This is a genomic window from Flagellimonas beolgyonensis (genome assembly GCF_003992615.1).
Classification (GTDB): Bacteria; Bacteroidota; Bacteroidia; order Flavobacteriales; family Flavobacteriaceae; genus Flagellimonas; species Flagellimonas beolgyonensis.
Genome location: NZ_RZMY01000006.1, coordinates 271288 through 296320, shown reverse-complemented (window position 1 = coordinate 296320; position 25033 = coordinate 271288). Strand labels below are relative to the sequence as shown.

General features: G+C 43.4%; 30 protein-coding genes. 20 read left to right on the top strand and 10 right to left on the bottom strand.

The window, feature by feature from the left end:
* The first annotated feature begins 1 nt into the window (after position 1).
* Positions 2 to 625, top strand: a complete 624-nt coding sequence (locus tag EO131_RS05015) for a hypothetical protein (protein ID WP_127019519.1) — start codon at positions 2 to 4, stop codon at positions 623 to 625.
* On the opposite strand, the gene deoD is transcribed toward EO131_RS05015, so the two are convergent.
* The 4 genes from deoD to EO131_RS04995 all read right to left on the bottom strand — a co-directional run bounded on the left by deoD (position 626) and on the right by EO131_RS04995 (position 2835).
* On the bottom strand, positions 626 to 1330 hold the full coding sequence (deoD, locus tag EO131_RS05010) for a purine-nucleoside phosphorylase (RefSeq protein WP_127019517.1): 705 nt from the start codon (positions 1328 to 1330) through the stop codon (positions 626 to 628). It lies immediately after the preceding gene.
* 9 nt (positions 1331 to 1339) lie between these two features.
* Entirely contained in the window at positions 1340 to 1978 is a 639-nt protein-coding gene (gene deoC / locus EO131_RS05005) for a deoxyribose-phosphate aldolase (protein WP_127019516.1), read from the bottom strand.
* Between the two features lies 1 nt (position 1979).
* Complete coding sequence (locus tag EO131_RS05000) at positions 1980 to 2384, bottom strand: hypothetical protein (protein WP_127019514.1); 405 nt, start codon at positions 2382 to 2384, stop codon at positions 1980 to 1982.
* A gap of 70 nt (positions 2385 to 2454) precedes the next feature.
* Positions 2455 to 2835 (bottom strand): hypothetical protein, encoded by a 381-nt coding sequence (locus EO131_RS04995; protein ID WP_127019512.1) that lies wholly within the window; start codon positions 2833 to 2835, stop codon positions 2455 to 2457.
* A 217-nt stretch (positions 2836 to 3052) separates the two neighbouring features.
* Between EO131_RS04995 and EO131_RS04990 the strand changes: the two genes are divergently transcribed.
* Genes EO131_RS04990 through EO131_RS04970 form a run of 5 tightly spaced genes read left to right on the top strand, consistent with a single transcriptional unit; the run spans position 3053 to position 7795 of the window.
* On the top strand, positions 3053 to 3817 hold the full coding sequence (locus EO131_RS04990; RefSeq protein ID WP_127019510.1) for an MlaE family ABC transporter permease: 765 nt from the start codon (positions 3053 to 3055) through the stop codon (positions 3815 to 3817).
* Positions 3817 to 4599 (top strand): ABC transporter ATP-binding protein, encoded by a 783-nt coding sequence (locus tag EO131_RS04985; protein WP_127019508.1) that lies wholly within the window; start codon positions 3817 to 3819, stop codon positions 4597 to 4599. Before EO131_RS04990 ends, EO131_RS04985 begins: the two co-directional genes overlap by 1 nt.
* Before the next feature lies 1 nt (position 4600).
* The gene (locus EO131_RS04980) at positions 4601 to 5569 is read left to right on the top strand and encodes an MlaD family protein (RefSeq protein WP_127019506.1); all 969 of its coding nucleotides are present in this window, start codon (positions 4601 to 4603) and stop codon (positions 5567 to 5569) included.
* Between the two features lie 6 nt (positions 5570 to 5575).
* Positions 5576 to 6418 carry an ATP cone domain-containing protein gene (locus EO131_RS04975; protein ID WP_127019504.1) on the top strand — a complete coding sequence of 281 codons (843 nt, stop codon included), beginning with the start codon at positions 5576 to 5578 and terminating at the stop codon, positions 6416 to 6418.
* A 6-nt stretch (positions 6419 to 6424) separates the two neighbouring features.
* Complete coding sequence (locus tag EO131_RS04970) at positions 6425 to 7795, top strand: MBL fold metallo-hydrolase RNA specificity domain-containing protein (RefSeq protein ID WP_127020056.1); 1371 nt, start codon at positions 6425 to 6427, stop codon at positions 7793 to 7795.
* 12 nt (positions 7796 to 7807) lie between these two features.
* Here EO131_RS04970 and upp read toward each other — a convergent pair whose 3' ends face one another.
* A complete protein-coding gene (gene upp, locus EO131_RS04965) occupies positions 7808 to 8461 on the bottom strand; it encodes a uracil phosphoribosyltransferase (protein WP_127019502.1) in 654 nt (217 codons plus the stop codon).
* 184 nt (positions 8462 to 8645) lie between these two features.
* On the opposite strand from upp, the gene EO131_RS04960 reads away from it, so the two are divergent.
* On the top strand, positions 8646 to 9554 hold the full coding sequence (locus EO131_RS04960) for a DnaJ C-terminal domain-containing protein (protein ID WP_127019500.1): 909 nt from the start codon (positions 8646 to 8648) through the stop codon (positions 9552 to 9554).
* A gap of 4 nt (positions 9555 to 9558) precedes the next feature.
* Complete coding sequence (locus EO131_RS04955; RefSeq protein ID WP_127019498.1) at positions 9559 to 9852, top strand: chaperone modulator CbpM; 294 nt, start codon at positions 9559 to 9561, stop codon at positions 9850 to 9852.
* A gap of 1 nt (position 9853) precedes the next feature.
* On the opposite strand, the gene EO131_RS04950 is transcribed toward EO131_RS04955, so the two are convergent.
* From EO131_RS04950 to EO131_RS04940, 3 genes are read right to left on the bottom strand one after another with little or no spacing between them, the layout of a single operon-like run.
* Entirely contained in the window at positions 9854 to 10531 is a 678-nt protein-coding gene (locus tag EO131_RS04950) for an ABC transporter ATP-binding protein (protein ID WP_127019496.1), read from the bottom strand.
* Positions 10528 to 11790, bottom strand: a complete 1263-nt coding sequence (locus tag EO131_RS04945; RefSeq protein ID WP_127019494.1) for an ABC transporter permease — start codon at positions 11788 to 11790, stop codon at positions 10528 to 10530. Before EO131_RS04945 ends, EO131_RS04950 begins: the two co-directional genes overlap by 4 nt.
* Entirely contained in the window at positions 11787 to 12872 is a 1086-nt protein-coding gene (locus tag EO131_RS04940; protein WP_127019492.1) for an efflux RND transporter periplasmic adaptor subunit, read from the bottom strand. The genes EO131_RS04945 and EO131_RS04940 overlap by 4 nt, the downstream gene beginning before the upstream one ends.
* A gap of 193 nt (positions 12873 to 13065) precedes the next feature.
* Between EO131_RS04940 and EO131_RS04935 the strand changes: the two genes are divergently transcribed.
* A complete protein-coding gene (locus tag EO131_RS04935; protein WP_241243792.1) occupies positions 13066 to 13971 on the top strand; it encodes a universal stress protein in 906 nt (301 codons plus the stop codon).
* On the opposite strand, the gene EO131_RS04930 is transcribed toward EO131_RS04935, so the two are convergent.
* Positions 13972 to 14439: a hypothetical protein gene (locus tag EO131_RS04930; protein WP_241243791.1), complete on the bottom strand. Its 468-nt coding sequence runs from the start codon at positions 14437 to 14439 to the stop codon at positions 13972 to 13974.
* Positions 14440 to 14468: 29 nt separating this feature from the next.
* On the opposite strand from EO131_RS04930, the gene EO131_RS04925 reads away from it, so the two are divergent.
* The 11 genes from EO131_RS04925 (at position 14469) to EO131_RS04875 (ending at position 23598) form a co-directional block, all read left to right on the top strand.
* The gene (locus tag EO131_RS04925; protein WP_164731612.1) at positions 14469 to 15980 is read left to right on the top strand and encodes a sensor histidine kinase; all 1512 of its coding nucleotides are present in this window, start codon (positions 14469 to 14471) and stop codon (positions 15978 to 15980) included.
* Entirely contained in the window at positions 15977 to 17026 is a 1050-nt protein-coding gene (locus tag EO131_RS04920) for a response regulator (RefSeq protein WP_127019490.1), read from the top strand. Before EO131_RS04925 ends, EO131_RS04920 begins: the two co-directional genes overlap by 4 nt.
* 87 nt (positions 17027 to 17113) lie before the next feature.
* A complete protein-coding gene (locus EO131_RS04915; RefSeq protein ID WP_127019489.1) occupies positions 17114 to 17950 on the top strand; it encodes a universal stress protein in 837 nt (278 codons plus the stop codon).
* Positions 17951 to 18054: 104 nt separating this feature from the next.
* On the top strand, positions 18055 to 18897 hold the full coding sequence (locus EO131_RS04910) for a universal stress protein (protein ID WP_127019487.1): 843 nt from the start codon (positions 18055 to 18057) through the stop codon (positions 18895 to 18897).
* A 10-nt stretch (positions 18898 to 18907) separates the two neighbouring features.
* Positions 18908 to 19723 carry a universal stress protein gene (locus EO131_RS04905; RefSeq protein ID WP_127019485.1) on the top strand — a complete coding sequence of 272 codons (816 nt, stop codon included), beginning with the start codon at positions 18908 to 18910 and terminating at the stop codon, positions 19721 to 19723.
* Positions 19724 to 19781: 58 nt separating this feature from the next.
* Complete coding sequence (locus EO131_RS04900) at positions 19782 to 20633, top strand: universal stress protein (RefSeq protein WP_127019483.1); 852 nt, start codon at positions 19782 to 19784, stop codon at positions 20631 to 20633.
* A 14-nt stretch (positions 20634 to 20647) separates the two neighbouring features.
* Positions 20648 to 21067, top strand: coding sequence for a hypothetical protein (locus tag EO131_RS04895; RefSeq protein WP_127019481.1), 420 nt, complete (start codon positions 20648 to 20650; stop codon positions 21065 to 21067).
* Positions 21068 to 21151: 84 nt separating this feature from the next.
* Complete coding sequence (locus EO131_RS04890; protein WP_127019479.1) at positions 21152 to 21556, top strand: hypothetical protein; 405 nt, start codon at positions 21152 to 21154, stop codon at positions 21554 to 21556.
* Positions 21557 to 21632: 76 nt separating this feature from the next.
* Positions 21633 to 22073: an Hsp20/alpha crystallin family protein gene (locus EO131_RS04885; protein ID WP_127019477.1), complete on the top strand. Its 441-nt coding sequence runs from the start codon at positions 21633 to 21635 to the stop codon at positions 22071 to 22073.
* A 50-nt stretch (positions 22074 to 22123) separates the two neighbouring features.
* Positions 22124 to 22567 (top strand): hypothetical protein, encoded by a 444-nt coding sequence (locus EO131_RS04880; RefSeq protein ID WP_127019475.1) that lies wholly within the window; start codon positions 22124 to 22126, stop codon positions 22565 to 22567.
* Positions 22568 to 22590: 23 nt separating this feature from the next.
* A complete protein-coding gene (locus EO131_RS04875) occupies positions 22591 to 23598 on the top strand; it encodes a 2-hydroxyacid dehydrogenase (protein ID WP_127019473.1) in 1008 nt (335 codons plus the stop codon).
* Here EO131_RS04875 and cls read toward each other — a convergent pair.
* Entirely contained in the window at positions 23593 to 24999 is a 1407-nt protein-coding gene (cls, locus tag EO131_RS04870; RefSeq protein WP_127019471.1) for a cardiolipin synthase, read from the bottom strand. The two genes, EO131_RS04875 and cls, sit on opposite strands and share 6 nt — an antisense overlap.
* Positions 25000 to 25033: the final 34 nt, after the last annotated feature.

Here is a 25033-nt window from a genome sequence, read left to right as displayed (position 1 = left end):
AATGTATCGGAACAAGAAAATAAAATTACTGTTGCCCCTTTGGGGCATGGGATTTTTTGTGTTGTTCTATGTGTTGGCCTCATTGAATTATCCTGGTGGTTCACGAACCAATCCCGATGCGGTGGGGTTCAGTTTTTGGAACAATTACCTGTGCGATCTGTTGGATATCCAAACCTTGAATGGAGATTTTAATCCGGGGAGAACATTCACATTGGTGGCTTTGTTCATGCTCTGTGTAGGTTTGATGGTGTTATGGCTGCATTTGCCCAAGTTGTTCAATACCAATGTTGGTAACAACCATTTGGTTCGAGCAACGGGGATATTGGCTTTGGTGTTGACCATGGCCATGCCATTGGGCAATCATGATCTAATGGTTCGCGTAGCCGGGGTAGCCGGGTTGATTGCTTTGATATTGGTAATGTACGGCCTGTTTAAATCTGGCCAAACTTTTTTGGTACGGTTTGGCACCCTTTGTTTGGTCGTTTTTTTGGCCAATTATCTTATCTATGAAACCGGTGCCTATTTGGAGGCATTGCCGGTTATCCAAAAATTCACCTTTGTGTTTTTTATGGCCTGGTTTGCCTGGATGAATTTGACCCTTTACCAACAGGAAAAGTCCCGTTGACTAGGAAATGGCCGCAGCCAAGGCAATTTCCACCATATCCCGAAACGTGGTTTCACGTTCACGGGCGCTCAAGCTCTCTTCAGTGACCAAGGAATCCGAAATGGTAAGAATGGAAAGCGCTTTTACATTGTATTTGGCCGCTATGGTGTACAATCCGGCTGTTTCCATTTCCACACATAATACCCCATAATCGGCCCAAAGTTTGTATTCGTCCGGGTTGTCCCCATAAAATTCATCCGAAGAAAGTATATTGCCTGCTTTTATGGGAATGTTATGGGTTCGGGCATAGTCCACCGCTTTTTGGAACAGCTCAAAGTCGGCTGTTGGGGAGTAGTCCGAATTAATGAACCTCGAATTGTTGATTCCCGAAGTGGTGGAAGCCGACATGGCCAAGACCACATCATTGAGTTTTACATCTTTTTGATACGATCCCGCAGAGCCTACTCGAATTATGTTCTTTACGCCATAATCGTTGATAAGCTCATGAAAGTAGATCATGGAAGAGGGCATGCCCATACCGCTACCTTGCACAGATACCCGTTTTCCTTTGTAGGTGCCGGTATAACCGAGCATCCCGCGGATTTTATTGTAACAGAAGGCATCTTCCAAAAAGGTTTCCGCAATCCATTTGGCGCGCAAGGGATCTCCTGGCATTAGTACCGTTTCGGCAATTTCTCCTTGTTTTGCTTCAATGTGTATGCTCATCGGTTTGTTTTAGTTCAACAAATTTGGTCCGGAAGAAGTTCCGATTCGGGAAACCCCCAATTCAATATATTTCAGTGCGGTAGCTTTATCCTTAACCCCTCCCGAAGCTTTGATTTTTGCTTTTTCGCCAACGGCTTTCTTCATCAAAATAACATCTTCGAAAGTGGTACCCCCCGAGCCAAAACCCGTAGAAGTTTTTACATAATCGGCACCCGCTTCGACGGCCATATTGCAGGCGGTCACTTTTTCGTCATCGGTAAGGTAACACGTTTCGATGATGACCTTCAAGATCTTGGTTCCAATGGCATTTTTTATGGCTTGGATCTCTTCCCGAACCTCATCCAATTTTCCAGATTTTAACCACCCCACATTGATGACCATATCGATTTCATCCGCTCCATTTTTAATGCAGTCCTTCGCTTCAAAAATTTTCGCCTCCATGGACATGGCACCCAAGGGAAAACCAATCACGGCAGCTAGTTTTACATCGGATTCCTTAAGTTCTTGTTGAGCCAAGGGTACATGGCAACCGTTCACACAAACCGCATAAAAACCAAATTCCTTGGCCTCCTCACAGAGTTTTTTGATGTCGGTCAAAGTAGCGGTGGGCTTTAAATTGGTGTGGTCGATATAATCGGATAGGTTCATTTTAAGCCTTTAACAACAGTTTGAGGTTAAATATAGTCATCATCTCCGATCTGTTGGTGCCTGCGAAGGAACTTGCAATGGATTCCGCTGTATCCAAGATCAATTTCTTTAATTCTGGTGTGAACTTTTCCGGATGTTCCTTGTAAAACTCCTTGAACTCCTTAAAATATTCCTGTGCCTCTTTTTCTTCCGCTTCCAACCAATCAAAAACAATTTCTATTTGAAAGGCGGCATCGGTGTCGTATTCGTCTTCAAAATTATCCACCTCCAACCATTTTTGCCTGACAAACTTTCGCAATCTTTTCGTTTCAACGGGCCGCACATTGTCATCGGCCATGGCCACGGCATAGAACAATTTGCCTAGATTTTGGTAAAATTCGTTTCCTATTTTTTGAGAATTGAGCATGATTTTAAAATTTAGGTTCAACAGCGTAAGACCCGCCAACTTGATGGTAAAGTTGGCGGGTTTTCATGGTTTAATTGCTTCTTCTTTTTACCGTGGCATTGCTTCGCCCCCTGTTCGCATTGTTGTTTTGGTGGTACCGTTGAATGTCATCGTCATAATAATTGCGTACCCTTTCATAGCGGTACCTATTCAGGTCTTGGTTACGATATTGGGCAGGCAATACATTTCTGCGTACCCATACACCTCCATCCAAATACACATACATTCGGGTATTCAAATCATAATAAATACTGATTTCAGGGAAGAATACATAACGCACGGTCTGGACCCTGTGGGGATAAAACCATGGTGGGGGAGGATCGGCCAATCGATGGGAAACAATAACAGGGCCACAAGCCTGTGTCCCCAATAAGGCGATAAATAGTCCGAGGTAAAATATGATCCTTTTCATGATACATAGATTTTGAAAGGGAAAGGTACTTTAACATCCCTTGCGAATAAATGACTTGTATCAGTGTGCATCATTTACGGTGTGTTAGGGATGGTGGTAATAAAAACAAGAAATCAGACCGTTATTGCGATGATATTGGTCATTTTTAGGCTAGATCAAGGGTGGTATATTTGATAAAAGGCCAGAAAACAGTGCGGTTAGGGTATAAGCAATAGATATGATCGACAAAATAAAACGGTTCTTTATCGAAATAGGAGATGTATCCTATTTCTCGGCCCGTTTCTTCAAACAGGCCATAAATCCCCCTTTTGAATTCAAGGAACTCTTGCGCCAATGTTACCAAGTGGGCAACCGATCGTTGCTATTGGTGGCGACCACGGGTTTCATCATCGGATTGGTGTTGACCCTACAAACACGCCCCACTTTAATTGAGTTTGGAGCCGTTTCCTGGATGCCGAACATGGTTGGAATATCCATAGTTCGGGAGGTAGGACCCGTAATCACCGCTTTGATCTGTTCCGGAAAAATCGCTTCAGGATTTGGGGCCGAATTGGGCTCCATGCGGGTCACCGAGCAGATAGATGCCATGGAGGTTTCAGGGACCAATCCGTTCAAATATTTGGTGGTGACCCGAGTATTGGCAGCAACCTTAATGTTGCCCCTTTTGGTCATTTTTGGTGATCTGATTGCACTTTATGGTTCTTCCTTGGTCGAGTATTTTAAAGGGGACGTCTCCTTTCGATTGTACTTTAACACCGTTTTCGATGCCTTGTCCTTTGGGGACTTGATACCGGCCACAATCAAATCCTTTTTCTTTGGGTTTGTAATTGGTATAACCGGTTGTTATAAGGGATATACCACGGGAAGGGGCACTGCCGGTGTGGGCATTGCGGCCAATACAGCAGTTGTTATGGCCTCGCTACTTTTATTTGTGGTGGATTTTATTGCGGTGTTCGTTTCGGATATTTTTTATGAATTGTGATGAAGGAACAGGAAAACATAGGGAACACTGAACTGGATACCACCAATGAAGAAGTGGTAATCAAAATCCAGGATCTCCGCAAGAGTTTTGGGGACAACCAAGTATTGCGGGGTTTTGATATGGAGCTACGGAAAGGGGAGAACTTGGTGGTGATGGGCAAGTCCGGTTCTGGCAAGTCCGTTATGATCAAATGTTTGGTGGGCCTAATGTCACCGGATAGTGGTTATGTCGAGGTCTTGGGAAAGGACATCAACACGTTGGATCAAGTGGCTTTGGATGAACTGCGGTCCGATATCGGCTTTTTGTTCCAAGGCAGTGCACTATACGATTCAATGACGGTTCGGGAAAATTTGGAATTTCCCATGCGGAGGCACCGTAAAAAGTTTGAGGGTATTCAAGATACCTTGCCCTTGGTGAAGGAAGCGCTGGAAAATGTAGGTTTGGGACATACCATGGATTTAATGCCCGCAGAGCTTTCAGGGGGTATGAAAAGGAGAGTGGCACTGGCAAGGGCCATTATTTTAAAACCCAAATTGATCCTTTACGATGAGCCCACAAGTGGATTGGATCCCATAACTTCGAAAGAAATCATCGAATTGATGCGGAGCATCCAGAAAAAATATGGCACATCGGCATTGATCATTACCCACGATGTGGATTGTGCAAGGGTAATTTCGGAACGAATGATCTTATTGGTGGATGGTGTCAATTATGCAGAGGGCACCTATGCCGAACTGATTCAATCCGAAGATCCAAAAGTGAACGCTTTTTTTAAAAAATGATATGACAGCAAAATCTTCCATACAAAACTTGAAACTGGGCATTTTTGTGGTCATCGGCACCATTTTGATTCTCATTGCCTCCTACTTGATCGGAAACCGCCAGAATATGTTTACGCGGAACTTTACCATAAGTGCGGTGTTCAATAACGTGAACGGCCTTCAGGTGGGCAATAACGTGCGTTTTTCGGGTATCAATATCGGTACGGTAGATCGCCTGCAAATGGAAAATGACACCACGATATATGTGTTCATGAAGGTAGAGGAAAAGATGCAAAAATTCATCAAGCGCAATGCCATAGCCACTATTGGTTCCGATGGATTGGTGGGCAGTATGTTGGTCAACATTGTACCCGGAACAGGTGAGGCACCCATGGTGGAGGATGGCGATCAATTGGAATCCTACAGTAAAATAGGAACCCAAGACATGCTCAAAACCTTGAACGTGACCAACGAAAATGCCGCTCTGTTGACTTCGGATCTACTACAGGTTACTCAATCCCTCACACAAGGGAAAGGAACGCTGGGACGCTTGCTGAATGATACCATTATGGCCAACGATCTAAGCAAGACCATCAAAAACCTGAAATATAGCAGCCAAAAGGTCAATACTACGTTGGATGAATTGCAAAAGGCTGTACAGGCCTTGGAAACCAATGACAATATTGCCGGAGTTTTGTTATCGGACAGTATTTCTGCGTCCAAATTGAGGCATATCATCGAAAATTTGGAAATTTCAAGTGAACAGATCAACAAAGTCACAGAGGATTTAAGTAGTGTGGTGGGCAATATGAAGGAAGGTGAGGGTATGCTGAATCTGGTGGCCAAGGATACCGCCATGGCCAACCAATTGATGCGGACCATGCAAAATATTGAGGAAGGCACGGCCAAGTTCAACGAGAACATGGAAGCACTCAAACATAATTTTCTCACAAGGAGGTATTTTAAAAAATTAGAGAAAGAATCAAACTAAGGTATTTTGGAGAAACAATATTTCGAGATCACCAAATCGACCGGTGAAAAGGTCAGGTTTTCAATGGCAAAACTGGAAAAATCACTTAAACATAGTGGTGCCAACGATGCCTTGGTCGAGGAAATCGTACAGCGGGTGCAGGAGGAGCTTTATCCTGGCATTACCACACGGGAAATACATAATCGGGCATTTTCCATGTTGAAGAAAAAAAAGTCCGTTTATGCCTCCAAATACAAATTGAAAAAGGCCATTTATGAACTGGGACCTTCAGGTTTTCCGTTTGAACGGTTCATTAGTGGTATACTGCACTATTCGGGATATGAGACCAAGGTGGGCGAAGTACTGCAAGGAACTTGTGTGCCCCATGAAATAGATGTTTTGGCCTATAAAAATGGAACCCTCAATATTATCGAATGCAAGTTCCATGGGGAGGACGGGCTCAAGTGCAACGTAAAAATTCCGTTGTACATCAACTCAAGGTATAACGACGTGAAAGGACCCTTGGAATCTAAAAAAGATAAGCATTTTGAGAATACTTTGGGATGGGTGGTCACCAATACGAGGTTTAGCATAGATGCACATGATTATGGGAAATGTGCGGGCCTGTACCTGCTCAGTTGGGACCATCCAAAGGATGATGGTCTGAAGGAGCGAATCGACCGATTACGTCTATACCCCATTACGGTTTCCACCTTGTTGAGCAATCGGGAAAAACAATTTTTGTTGAATAGGGATGTCGTTTTGTGCCGCCAGTTGGTACACGATAGTTTTTATCTGGACCACCTTGGTGTTTCCAATGGCCGAAAACAACGCATATTGAATGAGATGAAATCCTTGTGCAACCTTTAAAATATGATGAGAAAACTGCAAGTACACTTTTTGGGGGCTTCGGGCACCGTTACAGGATCCAAGTTCTATTTGCATACCGATGAAATCAAAATCTTGGTGGATTGTGGCGTGTTTCAAGGTATTAAGGAACTGCGGCAACAAAACAGGGAGTCATTGCCCATCAATGTGGCCGAAGTGGAATATGTGCTGCTTACCCACGGCCATTTGGACCACTGTGGTTACTTGCCCTTACTCGTAAAACAAGGGTTCAAGGGAACCATTTTGGGTACCGCGCCCACTCTGGAAATCGCAAAAATTATTTTGGAGGATAGCGCCAAAATACATGAAGAGGAAGCGGAACGGGCCAATAAGGAAGGGTATAGCAAGCACGACCCAGCTTTACCTTTGTACACCCAAGAAGATGTAGTGGCCACCTTGCCCTTGTTTAAAAGTATTGATGAAGGGGAAAAAATCCAGCTTTCCGAGCATTGCACCGTCAGCTTTCATTTTAACGGACACATTATTGGCTCCACCTATATCGAAATTGACCTTTTTGGTAAGATTTTGGTCTTTTCAGGGGATGTGGGCAGGCAGCACGACGACCTCTTGGACCCACCCAAAAAGCCCCAATGGGCCGATTACTTGTTTGTGGAGAGTACCTACGGCGACAAATTGCATCCCCAAGAGGATGTGGAAGGAATATTGAAAAACTTAATTGATAGGACCATAAGGGAAAGGGGCATATTGATCATCCCTTCCTTTGCTGTGGAACGCCTGCAGTCGCTCATGTACTTTTTGTGGCGATTGTACAGTAAGAACAAAATACCCAACATTCCCATTTTTGTGGATAGCCCAATGGGCATCAATGTGTTGGAGGTCTTTGCCCAATTTCCGGATTGGCACAAACTTTCCATGGCCGATTATCACAATATGTGCTCGCATGTAACCTTGGTAAGTTCGTATCGCGAGACATGGGAAACCATTGATGATCCAAGGCCAAAAATTGTAATTGCGGGCAGTGGCATGGTCACTGGGGGACGGGTGCTCACCTACATCAAACAATTGGGCGATTTAAGGTCTTCCACGATTCTGTTGGTGGGTTTCCAAGCGGAAGAAACCCGGGGTCGTAGACTTTTGGAGGGTGCCGCCGAATTGAAGATGTTCGGTAAGTATGTCCCTATAAATGCAAAAATCGAACATTTGGAAAGCTTGTCTGCCCATGCCGATCAGGCCGAATTATTGCAATGGATGGGCTCCATAAAAAATATTCCGGAAAAGGTGTTTCTCATCCATGGGGAAAAGCCGTCTATGGAGGTGTATAAAACCAAAATTCAGGAGAAATTTGGGTGGCATTGCCAGATTCCGGAGTTGCGTGAAGTGGTCGAAATTATGCTCTAACCGTCTAATGGATCATAATTTGATGCCGTAGCTCAGGTCACCGGCATCCCCAAGTCCAGGAATAATGTAGCCTTTGTTGGAAAGTGTGTCATCCACTGCTGCAATCCACAAATGCGTATTGCTCGGAAAATCCCGTTCCACCTTTTCAACACCTGCCCTCGATCCAATCACCGAAATGATATGTATCTGTTTTGGGGTTCCATGACTTTTTAGCGCTTTCAGCACATTTTCCAATGTTTTACCCGTGGCCAGCATGGGGTCGGTCAACACCAAAATTTTCCCATCCAAAGGTGGGGCGGCAAAATACTTCACTACCACCTTAAAATCATCATCATTGTTGGCATGGTACCTGTAAGCAGAAATAAAGGCATTTTCGGCACCATCAAAATAATTCAATATGCCGTGGTGCAATGGCAATCCCGCTCGTAACACAGAACAGAGCACTAATTTATCTTGGCTCAAACTGGTTTTTTTGGTACCCAAGGGCGTGGTTACCACCGCAGGTTTGTACTCCAAAGTTTTACTGACTTCATAGGCCATTACCTCACCAATGCGTTCGATGTTTCTTCTAAATCGCATGGCATCCTTTTGTATCTCCACATCCCGTATTTCTGCGATAAAGGTGTTCAAAATGGAATTGGTCTGGTCGAATTGGTGTATGATCATTTCCTTTGGTTTTGGTCCTTAAAACACATAAAGGTAATGTTTCGAAAAGAAGTATCCATATCAAGTTCTCCTGATAAAGATCATTGGAAAACTTCCTCATCTTTTTTTTACTTTGAAGTAGATTTAACGGAATGGAAAATCGCGAAAATGTCGCGATTACGATGCATTAAATTCTTATACTGTTATGGAATTTATTGATTATTACAAGGTTTTGGGGGTCGACAAAAAGGCCAGTACGGACGATATCAAAAAAGCGTATCGGAAATTGGCCAGGAAATACCACCCTGATTTGAACCCAAACGATAAAGAGGCCGAACTCAACTTTAAAAAGGTGAATGAGGCTAATGAGGTGTTGTCCGACCCGGACAAACGTAAAAAATACGATCAATACGGAAAGGATTGGCAACATGCCGAGGAATTTGAAAAGGCAAAACGTTCCCGGTCCCAAGGTCGGCAACAGGATTTTTCGGGGTATACCTATTCCCAATCCGGGGGTTCCGCCCAGGATTTTTCCGATTTTTTTGAATCCATGTTCGGAGGTTCCGGTGGATTTAGCTCACGTCGACAAAAAGTACGGTATAGGGGAGAGGATTATCATGCGCAACTACAGCTATCCTTAACCGATGTGCTAATGACCCAGAAACAGACCATTACGGTCAATGGCAAGAACATCCGATTGACCATTCCAGCCGGGATAGAAGATGGCCAGACCATAAAAATTAATGGACATGGAGGACCTGGTTTGGAAGGTGGTCCTGCAGGCGATTTGTATATCACCTTTTCCATTGTGAACAATACCGCTTTTAAACGCGACGGTGCCGATTTGTTCAAAACAGTGGAAATACCATTGACAAAGGCCGTACTTGGCGGCGAGATTTTTGTGGAAACCCTTTCCGGAAAAGTCAAGTTGAAGGTGGCTCCGGGCACCAACAACGGTACCAAGGTAAAACTGAAGGGAAAAGGATTTCCGAGGTACAAAAAGGATGGGCAATTTGGGGACTTGATATTGACCTATTCTGTCAATATTCCTAAAAATTTGACCCAAGAGCAAAAATCGCTTTTTGAAGCGCTGGAAAAAACCAATTTAACCTAGGACCATGGAAAAAGAAAACTACATCTCAATACGGACGTTTTGCCAATTACACGGCGTTAGGGAATCGTTTGTGCATTCCATGTGTGAATTTGAAATAGTGCGTGTCGATCAAAAGAAGGGCGAGGCCATGCTCCCCACGGAGGAACTTCCACTTTTGGAGAAAATGGTGCGATTACACAACGAGTTGGACATCAATGAAGCGGGAGTACAAGCAGTGTTCCATTTGTTGCAGCAGGTAGAAGACCTTCAGAATGAGGTGGCCATGCTCAAGCGAAAACTGGATAGACTCGATTTCTGAATCAGTATTTTATTATGGCACCATCCTCCATTTCAATGATGCGGTCCGTACGCTTGGCAAAATCCTCATCGTGGGTGACGACCAAAAGTGACAACCCCTGATCTTCCTTCAATCTTTTAAAGATATTGAAAACGTTCTCTGAATTGTGACTGTCCAAATTTCCAGTGGGTTCGTCTCCCATCAAAATAGCGGGTTCGTTGATCAGGGCCCGGGCAATGGCCACCCGTTGTTTTTCCCCTCCCGATATCCGATACGCTTTTTGATGTGCCAAATGTTCAATGTGCAGCATCTTCAATTTGTCATGTGCATCCTGTTCAATCTCTGCCAAAGTTTTTTTGGCCAATTTTTTGGCAGGAAGCATCACATTTTCCAATACACTGAACTCGGTCAATAAATAATGAAACTGAAAAACAAAACCAATCGATTCACTACGAATCCGGGAAAGTTCTTTATGGGACTTGCCCGTTACCAACTCATTTTTCAAAAACAGTTCCCCGGAATAATCGGTATCCATCGTCGAAAGTATATAAAGAAGTGTGGACTTTCCACAGCCGGATTTGCCCATGATCGTTGTAAATTCACCCTTCTTTATCCCAAAGGATATGTTTTTGAGCACATGGAAATCCTTGGGCTTATGAAAATGCTTGTTGATATTTTTTGCTTCCAGTACAAAACTCATGTTCCTCTCAAAATTGCTACGGGATCTATTTTTTTGGCCCTGTTGGAGGGAAGGTAACCGGCAACAAAGGTCGAAATCAATGCAAAGCTGATACCGATGCCATAATAGGCAATATTGTAATTTACCGGAAAGGTGGTTATGGTTGGTAACGCTTCGGTTTCAAAGGGGGTTTGATCTATCAATTTGGATAGCACAAAACCGATGATGAGTCCCAAAACACCACCGATCAATCCAATGATCATGGCCTGGCTCATGAAAATATGCTGTACATCATTCCCGGAAAATCCGGTGGCCTTGAGAATGGCAATATCCTTCATTTTTTCATAGATGAGCATGTTCAGAATATTGTAAATGCCAAATCCGGCAACAATGAGCAGCGTAATGGAAACGGCATAGGTGATCATATTTCGGATATCGGAACCGGTTTCGAACTGGGCGTTTGCCTCATTGATGTCCACCGCCTTGGTTTTGAACTGTTTTTCGAGCTTTCTGGCCAAGGGTTCCGCGTCGGCAATGTTGTTGAGCTTAATATTGATGTCGGTCACATAATTTTCCGCCTTTCCCAAAATACGTTGCACCGTTTTTAGGTTGGCAAAGCTTTGTACATTATCGATTTCTGCAATGCCACTCTGATAGATGCCTACGATCTTTAAGGGGAAAATGGTTCCGTCCACCGTACTGATCTGCACCCTATCACCAACGGCAAGCGACATTTTATCGGCCAAACCAGACCCAAGCAATATACCGTTGTCATTATTTTCCAAGGCTTCCGGGGTACCTGCAACAATATTGTCCTGAATATTGGAAAGTCGTACTTCCTCCATGATATCTACACCGACCAAATTGCCTCCCAACTCTATTGGGCCGGACAGGTAGAAAATCTGTGCCCTCAGTTGTGGGGTGGCCCCTTTTACCTGTGGGTTTTTCTTCAGGTAATCCAAAATGGGGAGCGCATTGTGGATTTTTTTCTGGCTCTGCTTCGGTTTAATGGAGTGGACCACATTCAACGGATTGGCCACATTGCCCAATAAATCCACGGGTTGTTTGTCCGAAGGCCTGATCTCATTGTACAAATGAATGTGCGGTGTCTGGTTCAATACAAGGTCGTCCAGCATGGCATTCAGTCCGGTCATGAAACTTACCAGGGTAATATAGGCACCGATACCAAAGGTAACACCCAAGGTTGCGGTTACCGTGGACTTCATCTTGGTCAAAAGATGCGTTTTGGCAATGCCCAATATAACTTTCCAATTGATCATTGTTCCGGTTTGTAAATGGCAGTTTGTTCGGAAAGTCCATCTAATACTTCGACCAGGTCCAAATTATGTAGGCCAATCGTAATTTCCCGTTCCCCTTCATCCGTCAGCACTTTGGAATCATCGATAAGATATTCCTTTGGAATGGTCAGTGTTTCTTTCTTTTCCTGTATTACGATATTGCCCTCTCCCGATAGCCCGGGATAGAGCACATCTGGTGGCGAAACAAAAACAGCCTCCACTTTAAACGTCTGTGAACTTGGGTCCTTTCGGGGGTAGATTTTGTCCACTTTCGCCTCAAACACTTGGGAGTTGTACGAATCCAAGGTCAGGTACACTTTTTGGCCCAATCGAACTTTCACAATGTCCACTTCGTCCACCAACAATTCGATGATAAAGGTATCGCTTCGGCCTATGGCCGCCACAGGCTCTACCGTGTTGATGATTTCACCGGGATTTTTATTGATGGCGTAGACCTTGCCGTCAATTTTGCTAACAATGGTAAAATCCTTGGTGTTGGTCATGGATGTTTTATAGTTGTTCTCCGCTTGTTGCAATTGGGTGGCCAGTTCATTTTTGGTTCTATTGAATTTTTGTTTCAAGAGGCCGTAGTTGTTCTGGGCAAGTTCATAGGCCAATTTTCGGTTATCAAATTCCACTTTGGAACCTATGTTCTGGTCCCAAAGATTTTTTTGCCGGTAATAATTGATGGAGTCGTTCAGCAATTGTAGTTCCGCGGCTCGAATTTCGTCTTCTATACCTTTGAGCACCGCTGCACTGCCACTATAATTCTCACGGGCCAATTGAAGGGCCAATTGAGCGTTTTTGAGGTTCAGTTCGGGAGAAGTGTTGGTGATCTGGAGCAGTTGCTGCCCTTTGGTGACCGTGTCTCCTTCCTCTACCCAAACCTTGTCCAAAATACCCATAACAATGGAATAGGCTTGGTATAGGCTATCCGGTTGCACGGTGGCCGAGGCGTACACCGATTCGGTCAAAGGTCGTTTTTGAGGAAAAATTTTATCCTTGGAATCCTTACAGGAAAGGAAGGCGACAAAACTGAACACAAAAACAAATGTTTTTTTCATTGGATGTCGATTGTGACATCAAATTACTAAATAAATCAGGTTTCTATCCTATGAGATAGATCAGTATTGCTGTTGACAGTTTAGCTTTTCGATCTTCTTCATTTTTGAATTCGGGACAAACAGAAGGGCAACCTGACCTAAGTCATGGCATACTTTGATGCATTGGGTTACATTTAAAATCAAATTGGTAATCATGGCAACGGTAACTGGCATCGGTATTTTAGATCCCTCTTTTTCGTATCAATGGCAGGCACCCATTGCGTTAACCGCTGACATCATGAAAAAAATATTGGTACCCATCGATTTTTCGGAGTTTTCGGCCTATGCTTTGGAAATGGCCGCCCAACTGGCAAAACAACATGAGGCAGGTATCCTAATTCTGCACATGATTGGTCTGTCGGATTCCGTTCTGGCCAATTCAGAAATAGCCGAAGAGCAAGAAGCCAAATATTACTTGAAACTGGCCAAGACGAAAATCAAGGAGTTCACTGAAAAGGAATATCTAAAAGATGTACCCGTGGATGCCATCATCCAAAACTACAAGGATTTTGCCGAAGTCAATGAAGTGGCCAAGGAACAAAATTGCGATTTGATCGTGATGGGGTCACACGGTACCAGTGGTTTGAGTGATTTATTTTTGGGTTCCAATGCCGAAAAGGTGATCAGGACTGCAGAGGTCCCCGTGCTGGTGGTCAAACAACATCATAAAGATTACCAATTCAAAAAAATTGTTTTTGCCTGTGATCTAAGAACAGAAAATGTCCCTGCATACATTAAGGCCAAGGCATTTGCAGATATGGTATCGGCCAAATTGGAAATTGTTTATGTGAATACGGCCGGCGCCAACTTCTTGGGGTACGATGATATCGACCAAAGGGCTGCACAATTCAGCGCTGCTGTAAATCAAAAAGTAGCGGTACATTATTATAACTACATTACCGTAGAAAAGGGAATATTCAACTATTGCATTGAAAATAAAGCCGATCTTTTGGTCATCCCTACCCACGGACGCAAGGGATTGGCCCATTTTGTGGTGGGCAGTCTGGCCGAAAATGTGGCCAACCATGCCAAATTTCCGGTGATGACGGTTAAGATCTAATCAAGGATTGAACAAAAGCGAAAGTCTGCCCAACAGTACCAATTCCGATTTGTTACTGCCCGCAAAAGAAGCGGCAATGGCTCTTGCGGTCGACATTGCGAGTTGTTTGATGTTCGGCGTGAACAACACGTCATTTTCTGTATAAAAGGCTTCAAACTCTTCATAAATTTCTTCAGCATCCTTTTCATATTCCAACAACCAGTCAAACACCGTTTGAATTTGGAAAGCAGCATCCGAACCAAATTCGTCCTCGATATCATCGACATCCAGCCAGTGATCTCGAACCACCTCGTTCAACTTTTCCAACTCTTTCATGTGAACACTATGGTCGGCCATGGCAATTGCATAGAACAGTTTTCCCAAATTTTGGTACATCTCATTGCCTAGCTTTTTCTTGGAATACAACATGGTGTAAATTTTTACTGCTAATATCGCATAAATATACTCAGCCAAAAGGTTTTTGGCCATGATCAAAATCAGTATTTTTATAGAGGATCATGGAACTGTTTAAAGAAATAGATGTACTTGAATTGTTGTCGGAAGTGATTTCCGAGGGCATCTTGGTGGTGGATACTGATCATAACATCATTGCAAGCAATGCCAGGGCCAATGGTATGTTCGGCTACCCATCCAATGCATTGAACGGTCAACCTTTGGAGATGCTCATTCCCATTACAACAAGGGAACGGCATAGCTCATTGGCATCCCATTTTTTTGCCAAGGGGACTCCTAAATTAATGGCCGATGGGGTCGCGCTGGTCGGTTTGCGTAAGGATGGTGGGGAATTTCCTGTGGAAATTAGTTTAAATCCATTTGAGCTATCGGGAAAGAAATATGTGATGGCCTTGATCATGGACGTTACCGAGAAACGCAAGGCCGAGCAGACCATCGATTATTGGTTCCAGATTTTTGACGAATCCCTTAATGAAATTTACGTCTTTGATGCTGAGACCTTTGTTTTCATCAATGTAAACAGGGGAGCGCAGCTCAATTTGGGTTATAGTCTTCGGGAGATGAACCAAATGACGGTTTTGGATATAAAACCAGACCTTACCCGAGAAGTCATGCAGCGGTTGGTATCCCCTTTGATATCCAAACGTAAGGAAAAGGTGATTTTTGAAACCGTCCATCGGCGAAAGGATAGCTCCATTTATCCTGTTGAGGTCCATTTGCAATTGTCCAGTATTGGCAAAAGAAAGGTTTGTGTGGCCATTGTATTGGATATCACCGAACGAAAAAATTATACCCAACAACTGGAAAACAAAGTTGAGGAACGGACCTTGCAGCTACAATCGGCCCTTCAAGCGGAAAAAAAACTCAACGAACTGAAGACCAAGTTCCTTTCCCTGGTTTCTCACGAGTTTAAGACGCCTTTGGCCAGTATATTGACCTCTACCTCCTTATTGTCGAAATATACGGAGACGCATCAACAGGAAAATAGGGACAAACATATTGCTACCATCAAGTCCAAAGTGAAGCATCTGGATAATATTCTATCCGATTTCCTATCGATTGAACACTTGGATACCGGAAAGGTCAATTACAACATTACGTTGTTTCCCTTGAGCAAAGTGGTGAACGAAGTACTGTACGACGCCAATATGTTACTGAAAGAAGGCCAGCGCATACAATATCCACAGGACATTGACGGGTTTATGGTCGAGTTTGATGAAAAAATCATGGCCTTGTCCCTTTCCAACCTGATCCACAATGCGATCAAGTACTCCCCCGAAGGTGCCGGAATTTCCCTGCAAGTGAACCATGTGGATGGTTATCTCAGAATTGATATCCACGATGCTGGGTTTGGTATACCGCCAGAGGACCAACCCTTCATTTTTGATCGGTATTTTAGGGCCAGTAACGTGTTGACGGTTCAAGGGACCGGAATTGGGCTCAATATCGTGAGGCAGCACATGCACAATTTGGACGGGAATGTTACCTTTAAGAGCGAATACGGTAAAGGTTCAACGTTTACCTTGTATATTCCAACAAAAATCAAGGAAGGATGAAAAAAATACTCTTGGTCGAAGATGATACCTCTTTGCGGGAAAATGTCGAGGAACTACTATCGCTTTCTGGGTTTAGGGTTATAGCGGCTTCCAATGGTAAACTTGCCATTGAAATGGCCAAGAAAGAACTTCCGGACCTGGTATTGTGCGACATAATGATGCCCGAAATGGATGGCTACGAAGTATTGCAACAGCTTTCATCGTACGAGCACACCAAATACATTCCCTTCATTTTTATTTCTGCAAAAACGGAGCGGCATGAAGTAAGAAAAGGGATGAACTTGGGAGCCGATGATTATTTGACCAAACCGTTTGAGGAAGAGGAATTGCTGTCCGCTATTCAGGCCCGTTTGGGAAAGGCCGAGGATATGAAACATGTTTTGGGCGGTGTTCGAAAAGGACAAAATGGGGAAAATGACATTAGAAACCTGAACGAGCTTAAGAATTTCTTCGACGACCATGGCCAATTGTTCAACTACAAAAAAGATGAGACCATTTATACCCGAGGGGATCATTCCAACATGGTGTTTCTTATATTAAAAGGTGCCGTGAAAAGTTGTGGTTTGGATGAAGAAGGTAAGGAGCTGATTACTTCGCTGTATTCGGAAGATGATTTTTTGGGATTCACTTCACTTACCGAGCACTTGCCCTATCAGGAATATGCCATCGCTTTGGAAGAAACCGAATTGGCCGGGATTTCCAAAGATCGGGTCCGATCCATTTTGGAAGGCAACAAGAATGTTTCCCTCGAACTGATGGATGTCATTGCAGGCGACCTTGTAAATATTAAGAAACAGTTGTTGCAAATGGCTTACAGCTCGGTTCGAAAGAAAACTGCCCAAACCCTTTTGTTGTATTCCAAGGCCATGAACAGGGGTAAGGAAGCCCCATTGAAGATTGCTCGCAGTGATTTGGCAGGTGTTGCTGGCATTGCCACGGAAAGCCTTATACGTACTTTATCAGACTTTAAGAACGAAGGGCTCATCGCCATAGAAAACCGGAATATCCTTGTGTTGGATTGTGAAGCCTTGGAACGGGTGCACTAAGTTCCGGTAAACCATCCTTTGCTCCTGATAATTATCATTCCATGTGTTTAACGGAATCATAAACTTGTGGTCCTATTCACGTGTAGGATGAAGAATATTTTGATTCCAACGGATTTTTCGGAAAATTCCATAAATGCTTTAAAGTATGCCCGAGAATTATATTCGGATATATCGTGCAACTTTTATGTCTTGTATGTGGGTACAATTTTGGACCAAAATAAAGATGCGGGAAACCCAATTGAACTCGAAAATAATGAGGGGCCAAACACGAAGGACCAGCTGATAGACCTGGTTGACGAAACCCGTAATCAAAATACAACCGTTGGTCATCATTTTTACACACTTCACGAATATGGCTTTTTTGTGCCCACTATAAAAAAATATGTGGAGGGACATCGCATCGACTTAATTGTTATGGGCACAAAAGGAGCATCGGGGCTGAAGGAAAAAGTAGTGGGCAGCCATGCCGGTGATGTGATCACCAAAATTCAGTGCAATACGCTGGTGATACCGAACAACGCCCCGATAAAAAAACCAATCGAAATTGCGTTTCCTTCGGATTTCAATATGTTCTATTCCCATCCGATCTTACGGTCCATGACAGAATTATTGGAGTTGGGCAATGGTTCGCTTCGGGTAATGAACGTAGTCCAAAACGGAGACGAACTCACAACCGAACAAGAGGCGAACAAGGAATTTTTGTTGGATTATTTGGAAGTATCCTTTCCCAACCGATACAGTGTGCACTCCCTGAGCAACCAAAGCGTGAAATCGGCCATTCAATGTTTTGTGGAAAGTAGGGATGTGGATATGATGGTGATGGTGGCCAAGAACCTGAATTTCATCCAACAAATACTTTTTGATTCCCTTGTGGAACAGATAAGTTTCCATACTAAGATTCCCTTCTTTGTGATCCACAAATAAGGTTGGACCTAGGATAGATTCGCTCGTAAGGTGATGTAAGTCATGGTTTACATTCAGGGTCTTTCATAGCTTTGTTGGAGTTGGAACGGTTAAATTGTAATACCATGATGCGAGTCCTTTTGCCCACCGATTTTTCCGAAAATGCGTTCCATGCGATTTCGTATGCCGCCAAGTTTTTCGAAAATTCAACCTGTATATTTTATTTGGTGCACACCTATACACCACCTGTTTATCGGGTCGACTATGCTATGGGAAGTCCAGGCGAGTTGGGTCTCCCCGACGAGTTCAGGTATCTGGCCGAGGAACAATTGGAAAATACCCGAAAAAGAATCAAAAAGGCATTTGACAATCCCAAGCATTCCTATGTCACTCACGCTGCGTTCAATAGGTTGGAAGATGAGATTTTGGACGTGGTTCAAAAAGAGAACATCGATTTGGTGATCATGGGTACACAAGGGGCAACGGGTGCCAAGGAAATTCTTTTCGGTTCCAATACAGTACATGTGATGAACAAGAGCAACGTGCCCGTTATTGCCATTCCGGCCGACTATGGCCTTCATGCTCCCGAACGCATCCTGTTTCCAACAGATTTTGAGATTGATTTTGATCGGGCCAATCTTAATTTCTTATTACAATTTGCCAAAATCGGACATTCCAAGGTCTATGTGCTACATGTTTCTGCACCGCAAGGGCCTACAGAGGACCAAGAGAACAACCGAGCCAAAATGGAAGGAATGATGTTGGAACAAAACCATGAATTCTTCAACCTTCCGGACCAAGGATTGATTGAGGCCATCAACGCCTTTCAGCAAGAACATGCAATCGACCTAATTGCGATGGTACGCAACAAGCATTCGTTTATGGAACGATTGTTCGTGGAGCCTATCATTAAAAATATGGGGCTGCATAGCAGTATTCCATTTATGGTCCTTCCTTATAACCTTTAAAATAAATGCCATGTTGCACGTATTGGTACCCACCGATTTTTCGAACAATTCCTATAATGCCCTGTTTTATGCTACTAAATTTCTAAGGGACAAGGAAGTAACATTTCATTTGGTAAACGTATGCGGATCTTCCGATACAACGGATGAAGAACGGGTTAAAATCGCATCTTCCGAAGGATTGGATGCCATGGAGCACCGACTGGTAAGGGATGTGGGCAATAACCCCCACCATTTTTTTGATAAAGTGTCCCTCTGTTCCGACATGACCAAAGGGGTTGCGGACTACGCCAAGGAACATGATGTTGATGTTATGGTGATCGGCAATAAGGCCAAAGAAGAACTAAAGCACATACTTTTTGGAACCAATGCCATGCAATTGGTGCGGGAGGTGAATAACTGCCCCATTCTGATTGTTCCCTTGGAAATCGATTTCAAGATCGTGGACAAGATTGCCTTCGTGTCCAACTTTAATCAACCCATTTCCAAACCAAATGTGGATGCACTGCTTTTTTTCCGGTCCATTATGGACAGTTCAATTGTGCCCATGGGCATTGAGGAAGATAAAGGAACCGAAGAAATGGATAAGAACAAATCGATGTTTCTCGAATCGATTGAACACTACGCCAATAAAGAGGTAAAACTGCCCATCTTCAAGGACAAAGTCAACACCATTCAGGAATTTGTGGAACTTTGGAACATTGATATGCTGGCCATGGTCTACTACCCTCACCACTTCTTTTTAGAGTTTATAGGCAAGGGCATGATCAAGGAACTGAACACAAAGCTCTCGGTCCCATTTTTAATACTTCCAGGTACGGCAAGTTGACCTAAATCATAGTTTTTTTCTTTTTACGGGTTTAGTTTTAAGATAAACATTTGTAGCCATGGACAAGCGCGTATTGTTACCCACCGATTTTTCGAAAAATGCTTGGAACGCCATCAAGTATGCCTTGGCATTATATGGTGATGTACCATGTGATTTTTTTATTCTTCACGCATTTAACGTTTCTGGGTACACATTGGAAAACATGAGTGTTCCGGAACCGGGTGAACCCTATTTTGAAGCTGCCAAAAATGAATCGGAAGAAGGTTTGCAGCGCACATTGGATATGTTGAAATTGTTGCCGGAGAACCCAAAACATCGTTTCCATACCATCAGTACGTTCAATAGTGTGTCCGAAGCAGTACGGTATGCAATCGACACCAAGGATATCGATATCATTGTTATGGGCACAAAGGGCATCACTGAGTCCAAGGCCCGAATTTTCGGCACCAATACGGTCAATATCATGGAACGCATTAGGCAATGTCCCGTAATTGCCGTTCCAGCCGATTATACCTATGTGCCGCCCAAGGATATTGCTTTTCCAACAGATTACAAGTCCAATTTTAAAAAGAAAGAAATTGGATACTTGATGGAGATTGCCAAAATGCACGACGCCAAGATCAATGTGGTACATATCGATAAAAACAAGGATGGCAAGTTGAATGCCGTGGAGAAAGCCAACCAAAAATTGTTGCAGGATATTTTGGAGGGCACCGATTACGAATTGCATTTTCTTCCTGCAGTAAAAATCAGCAAGGGTATCAACCTTTTTATTGAAAGCAGGCATTGCGATATGATCGTATTCTTGAACCGTAAACACCTGTTCTTTGGTAGTATACTCTCCAATCCATTGGTCAAGGAAATCGGTTATGATCCCCAAATACCGATTTTGGAACTGAATGATAACTGAAAAATTATAGTAAGATGAAACAGATAGGAATTTGGTTGGATAAGCAAGAGGCCCTTGTGGTTGTCTTGCAGGACGGAGCGGACAAAATGGAACGTATTCCTTCCGAATTGGAATTCTTTAACCCCAAAGGCGGCTCCCGTTCCAAAACAAGATGGGGCCCACAACAAGTGGTGCACGATAGCAAATATTTGGAGCGTGAAAAACACCAGCTTAAAAGATACTTCGACAAATTGGCAGAAGCCGTTGAAGATGCAGATCAATTGGCGCTGTTCGGGCCTGCGGAAGCACCGGAGAAGTTCAAGGCCGAACTGGACGAAAATTATCCTGAACTGGCTGCTAAGGTCATTGCGGTTGAAAAAGCCGATAGTCAGACCGATAATCAAATCAAAGTATTGGTCAAGGAGGCTTTCGGTATTGATGCCAGGTACCAATGAACCATTTTTGAAGCTGATTTAAATCATTGCCAAAGATTGTTTCCCATCGTAATTTAGAAGCTGCCCTGTACTAAAGGCATTATCATGATCAAGGAGAAAAAAATAGGGGAAATGCACGATAGGTTGCTAAAATGGCGATCCTATCTTCATTTTATCAACGATGAGATGGCCTTTATTGAAAAGTTGCTCAACTCCTATGTTTTTGAACCCCGAACGCCCAACCTGTTCGAGAAATTGGAACATTTTAAGCAGGGATTTGAGCAGTCCAAAAAGGAAAAGGACAATTTGCTCGAGACCATTAAGGAGCACGAAAGACATTTAGGTGGTATTGTGGAATGCACCCCACACAACCACGATACAGGTTACCATGAAAAGCACAGGGACCTGGAAACATTGATGCACAAATACCTTGAGGACTATCTTAAGCTCAAGGGTGAAGTGTACCACTATGCAGGTTCCGTATTAAAACGGAAAAAACCGTTGAATTGACCCCAAGCGATTGGCGATGTAAAATAGCTTCGCCAACACGAGAGCACTATAGTATTAATTAAAAAACATATTGGTTATGTCACTTGTTAAGTTGAACAAAAAGCGATTCCCATGGAATGAAAGCTTGACCGATTTCTTTAATCGCGAACTGTTCGTGGATGATGATTTTTTCAATTTGGAAAAATCCCATCCCAGCATGAACGTAAAAGAACACGACAAGGATTTTGAAATCGAATTTGCGGCCCCAGGGTTCGACAAAAAAGATTTCGATATCACCATGAAGGATGATGTCTTGGAGGTTTCTGCCCATAAGAGCAAAGAGGAGACCGAGGAAGACGAAAACTACACCCGAAGGGAGTTCAATTACAGTGCGTTTACCCGCACTGTACAATTGCCCAACACAGTAGATCGCACCAAAGAAGTAAAAGCGGTCTACAAAAATGGCATCCTTAAGCTGAACCTATTAAAAATGGAAGAAGCCAAGGAGAACAAGAAAAAGGTGATCGAAGTAGTTTAAAAAATTGTGCGGCAGATGGCAGCCACCTGCCGCACACAAATGCAGTAGCTATGAAAACAAAAACGCACAAGGGCACTTTTCGGGAATGGCTAAGTCCCGAAGAGCTTCACGAAGAATCCAAGAAATGGATGTCCGAGCTCAATTTCTCCAAAGATGAACAGGACTTCTTGAACGATATGGTGAAGGATTATACGCTGGATATCATTGATTCGGATATGTTCAACATTGTGCAACCTGTGGTCGAAACCTTGAACAAATCGGAAAAGGAAGTTGAGGACATGTTGAAGAAGGTCCGGTTGCATGAAAATCAGTTGCAGATCATGGTCGACGAAGTGAACCAAAATAGAATGGAAAATGCCTATTTGGATACCCATGCAGACCTTGAAAAGGAACTGGGCCGTTACTTTGAAAAATATAGGGAGGCAAAGACCAAAATATTTGACATCATTTCGCAGGTCATTAAACGAAAAAAACAAAAGAGATTACTCAATTAGTTTCTATTAGAAGTAATGCTAAAATGAAAGTACTGGTTTACAGCGCGAAGGACTTTGAGATTGACTATCTCAAGAAGGCCAATGGAAACAGGCACAAACTCAGATTTGTGCCCGAGGCACTCGATGCCACCACGGCTGTGATGGCCGCGGGGTACGATGCTGTTTCCATTTTCTCGAACGACGATGCCTCTTTGGTGGTACTCGAAATCTTAAGGGAATTGGGAGTTAAGTATCTTGCCTTAAGATCTACCGGCTACAACAATGTCAGTATCAAGTCTGCCAAGCGCATTGGGCTTAAGGTGGCCTATGCCCCAGAATACTCCCCACATGGTATTGCGGAGCATACTGTCGGCCTTTTATTGGCCCTGAACCGAAAATTGGTACAGGCCAATGCCCAAGTAAACCAGTACAATTTTTTGATTGATGATTTGGTGGGATTTGATCTCTATGGTAAAACAGTGGGTATTTTTGGCACCGGTAAAATTGGTTCCATTTTGGTAAAGGTTTTCCATGCTTTTGGATGTCGTGTTCTGGCCAACGATCTAATGCGGAACCATTATTTGGAAAGCCACTACGACGTGGAATATCTTCCCTTGAAGGAGATGTGCAAACAATCAGATATCATCAGTATCAATGTGCCTTTGACGCACGAGACCCACCATATTTTCAATGCGGAACTTTTAGGTTTATTAAAGAAAAATGCATTTCTCATCAACACGGCAAGAGGGGCGATCGTAAAAACGAAAGACCTTCTAAAAGTATTGAGAAATGGTCAAATACAAGGCTATGCTGCTGACGTTTACGAATTTGAAAGGGGCATATACTTTAAAGATCTTAGCCAAAATGGCATCAAAGACGAACTGTTGATAGAACTTTTAGCAATGCCCAATGTGCTTTTGACACCACACCAGGCATTCGCAACACATGAGGCCTTGGAGCGAATAGCGAATACCACAATCGATAACATTGATTGTTGGGAAGAGGGGAGAAGTTGCAAAAACGAGTTGGGTTATGAAACCTTTGTGTCATAACAAAGGACTCAACAACTTGGCAAACCCTTCGATCAGCTTATTGGTCCAGGGCCTTTGTTTGAATTGCTCATAATCGGCGAGCATTTTAGATTTGGCGCAATCCTCCAAAAAATCCGATTTCATCTGTTGGCACAGCTGTTGATCGTACACAAAAGCTTGGGCCTCATAATTTTGCTGCAGACTTCTATTATCGAGGTTGGCCGTGCCAATGCTCGCGATTTCATCATCGCATAACATTACCTTGCTGTGCAGGAAACCTTCTGGGTGCAAATAAATCTTTATCCCAGCCTTTAAATAGCTTTCATAATAGGCCCGAACACACCAGTCCACCAGTTTAATGTCAGTAGTAGTGGACATCAACAAACGCACGTCCACCCCACTTAAGGCGGCTGTGACCAATCCCTGTAAAATGGCATGGTTGGGGATAATGTAGGGGTTCACGATGTACAGATACTTTTCCGCACTGTTGATGATGGAAAAATAGACCTGCTCCATTACGTCGAAATCATCATCGGGGCCGCTGGGGACAATTTGAAGGGCTGTTTTTGGTCCTTCATCCATGGTAATGTTGAAGGAAGAGATATCCACTTCCTTCCCGCTGGCCAAATACCAGTCGATAATGAAGGTTCGGTTCAGAAAATCCACGGCCTCACCTTCTACCTTTAAATGGGTATCGTGCCATTTGCCCAAAGAGGGATCTCCCTTTAGGTATTTGTCGGAAATATTGATACCGCCTGTAAAACCCACTTTGTTGTCCACCACAATGATCTTTCTGTGGTTTCTATAGTTGAGCGAAGAGAGGAACCGACCAAATCGAAAGGGGAGAAATTGTGCAGTTTCGACCCCCATTTTTTTAAGGGATTTCAAATACTTCCTGCTCAAGGAATAACTGCCAATGCCATCATACAACAACCGAATGGTTACGTTCTCGGCAATTTTCCGTTCAAAAATCTTGAGCAATTTATCGGCCAAAACACCCTCTTCGAAAATATAGTATTGGAGATGAATGTGATCTTCGGCAGCTTCCAACGCCTGAAATATGCTCTCAAAAGTGATCTTACCATCCTTCAACAGAGTGAGGTTGTTGGCGCAGGTAACAGGACACTTGGCCGTGTTGGTGATCAATCGGGCTATTTTTCGTTTGTTTTGGGTAAGTTCTGGCCTGCAGGACGCATAGTTCAATGCATCGCGGAAACTGAACTTGAGTTTTTGGGAAAACAACTTGCTTTTTCTGCGGTTTCTTCCAAAGAGTAAATAGAGCAAAACACCACCTACTGGAATCGTAAAAATGGCCAAAAGCCAAGCCAATGTTTTACTGGGCCGTACACCGTTCAATAACAGGCTCACCACCATGATCAAGGCAATCAAAATGTAAATGGCGATAATTATGGGTATGACCATCTTTTTTACTTTGACATTTTAACAAAGATAGGAT

What these genes read in the sequence shown, in the direction of transcription:
- EO131_RS05015 (WP_127019519.1), top strand. Translation starts at nt 2, where the DNA reads ATGTATCGGAACAAGAAAATAAAATTACTGTTGCCCCTTTGGGGCATG.
- deoD (WP_127019517.1), bottom strand. Translation starts at nt 1,330, where the DNA reads ATGAGCATACACATTGAAGCAAAACAAGGAGAAATTGCCGAAACGGTA.
- deoC (WP_127019516.1), bottom strand. Translation starts at nt 1,978, where the DNA reads ATGAACCTATCCGATTATATCGACCACACCAATTTAAAGCCCACCGCT.
- EO131_RS05000 (WP_127019514.1), bottom strand. Translation starts at nt 2,384, where the DNA reads ATGCTCAATTCTCAAAAAATAGGAAACGAATTTTACCAAAATCTAGGC.
- EO131_RS04995 (WP_127019512.1), bottom strand. Translation starts at nt 2,835, where the DNA reads ATGAAAAGGATCATATTTTACCTCGGACTATTTATCGCCTTATTGGGG.
- EO131_RS04990 (WP_127019510.1), top strand. Translation starts at nt 3,053, where the DNA reads ATGATCGACAAAATAAAACGGTTCTTTATCGAAATAGGAGATGTATCC.
- EO131_RS04985 (WP_127019508.1), top strand. Translation starts at nt 3,817, where the DNA reads ATGAAGGAACAGGAAAACATAGGGAACACTGAACTGGATACCACCAAT.
- EO131_RS04980 (WP_127019506.1), top strand. Translation starts at nt 4,601, where the DNA reads ATGACAGCAAAATCTTCCATACAAAACTTGAAACTGGGCATTTTTGTG.
- EO131_RS04970 (WP_127020056.1), top strand. Translation starts at nt 6,425, where the DNA reads ATGAGAAAACTGCAAGTACACTTTTTGGGGGCTTCGGGCACCGTTACA.
- upp (WP_127019502.1), bottom strand. Translation starts at nt 8,461, where the DNA reads ATGATCATACACCAATTCGACCAGACCAATTCCATTTTGAACACCTTT.
- EO131_RS04960 (WP_127019500.1), top strand. Translation starts at nt 8,646, where the DNA reads ATGGAATTTATTGATTATTACAAGGTTTTGGGGGTCGACAAAAAGGCC.
- EO131_RS04955 (WP_127019498.1), top strand. Translation starts at nt 9,559, where the DNA reads ATGGAAAAAGAAAACTACATCTCAATACGGACGTTTTGCCAATTACAC.
- EO131_RS04950 (WP_127019496.1), bottom strand. Translation starts at nt 10,531, where the DNA reads ATGAGTTTTGTACTGGAAGCAAAAAATATCAACAAGCATTTTCATAAG.
- EO131_RS04945 (WP_127019494.1), bottom strand. Translation starts at nt 11,790, where the DNA reads ATGATCAATTGGAAAGTTATATTGGGCATTGCCAAAACGCATCTTTTG.
- EO131_RS04940 (WP_127019492.1), bottom strand. Translation starts at nt 12,872, where the DNA reads ATGAAAAAAACATTTGTTTTTGTGTTCAGTTTTGTCGCCTTCCTTTCC.
- EO131_RS04935 (WP_241243792.1), top strand. Translation starts at nt 13,066, where the DNA reads ATGGCAACGGTAACTGGCATCGGTATTTTAGATCCCTCTTTTTCGTAT.
- EO131_RS04930 (WP_241243791.1), bottom strand. Translation starts at nt 14,439, where the DNA reads ATGGCCAAAAACCTTTTGGCTGAGTATATTTATGCGATATTAGCAGTA.
- EO131_RS04925 (WP_164731612.1), top strand. Translation starts at nt 14,469, where the DNA reads ATGGAACTGTTTAAAGAAATAGATGTACTTGAATTGTTGTCGGAAGTG.
- EO131_RS04920 (WP_127019490.1), top strand. Translation starts at nt 15,977, where the DNA reads ATGAAAAAAATACTCTTGGTCGAAGATGATACCTCTTTGCGGGAAAAT.
- EO131_RS04915 (WP_127019489.1), top strand. Translation starts at nt 17,114, where the DNA reads ATGAAGAATATTTTGATTCCAACGGATTTTTCGGAAAATTCCATAAAT.
- EO131_RS04910 (WP_127019487.1), top strand. Translation starts at nt 18,055, where the DNA reads ATGATGCGAGTCCTTTTGCCCACCGATTTTTCCGAAAATGCGTTCCAT.
- EO131_RS04905 (WP_127019485.1), top strand. Translation starts at nt 18,908, where the DNA reads ATGTTGCACGTATTGGTACCCACCGATTTTTCGAACAATTCCTATAAT.
- EO131_RS04900 (WP_127019483.1), top strand. Translation starts at nt 19,782, where the DNA reads ATGGACAAGCGCGTATTGTTACCCACCGATTTTTCGAAAAATGCTTGG.
- EO131_RS04895 (WP_127019481.1), top strand. Translation starts at nt 20,648, where the DNA reads ATGAAACAGATAGGAATTTGGTTGGATAAGCAAGAGGCCCTTGTGGTT.
- EO131_RS04890 (WP_127019479.1), top strand. Translation starts at nt 21,152, where the DNA reads ATGATCAAGGAGAAAAAAATAGGGGAAATGCACGATAGGTTGCTAAAA.
- EO131_RS04885 (WP_127019477.1), top strand. Translation starts at nt 21,633, where the DNA reads ATGTCACTTGTTAAGTTGAACAAAAAGCGATTCCCATGGAATGAAAGC.
- EO131_RS04880 (WP_127019475.1), top strand. Translation starts at nt 22,124, where the DNA reads ATGAAAACAAAAACGCACAAGGGCACTTTTCGGGAATGGCTAAGTCCC.
- EO131_RS04875 (WP_127019473.1), top strand. Translation starts at nt 22,591, where the DNA reads ATGAAAGTACTGGTTTACAGCGCGAAGGACTTTGAGATTGACTATCTC.
- cls (WP_127019471.1), bottom strand. Translation starts at nt 24,999, where the DNA reads ATGGTCATACCCATAATTATCGCCATTTACATTTTGATTGCCTTGATC.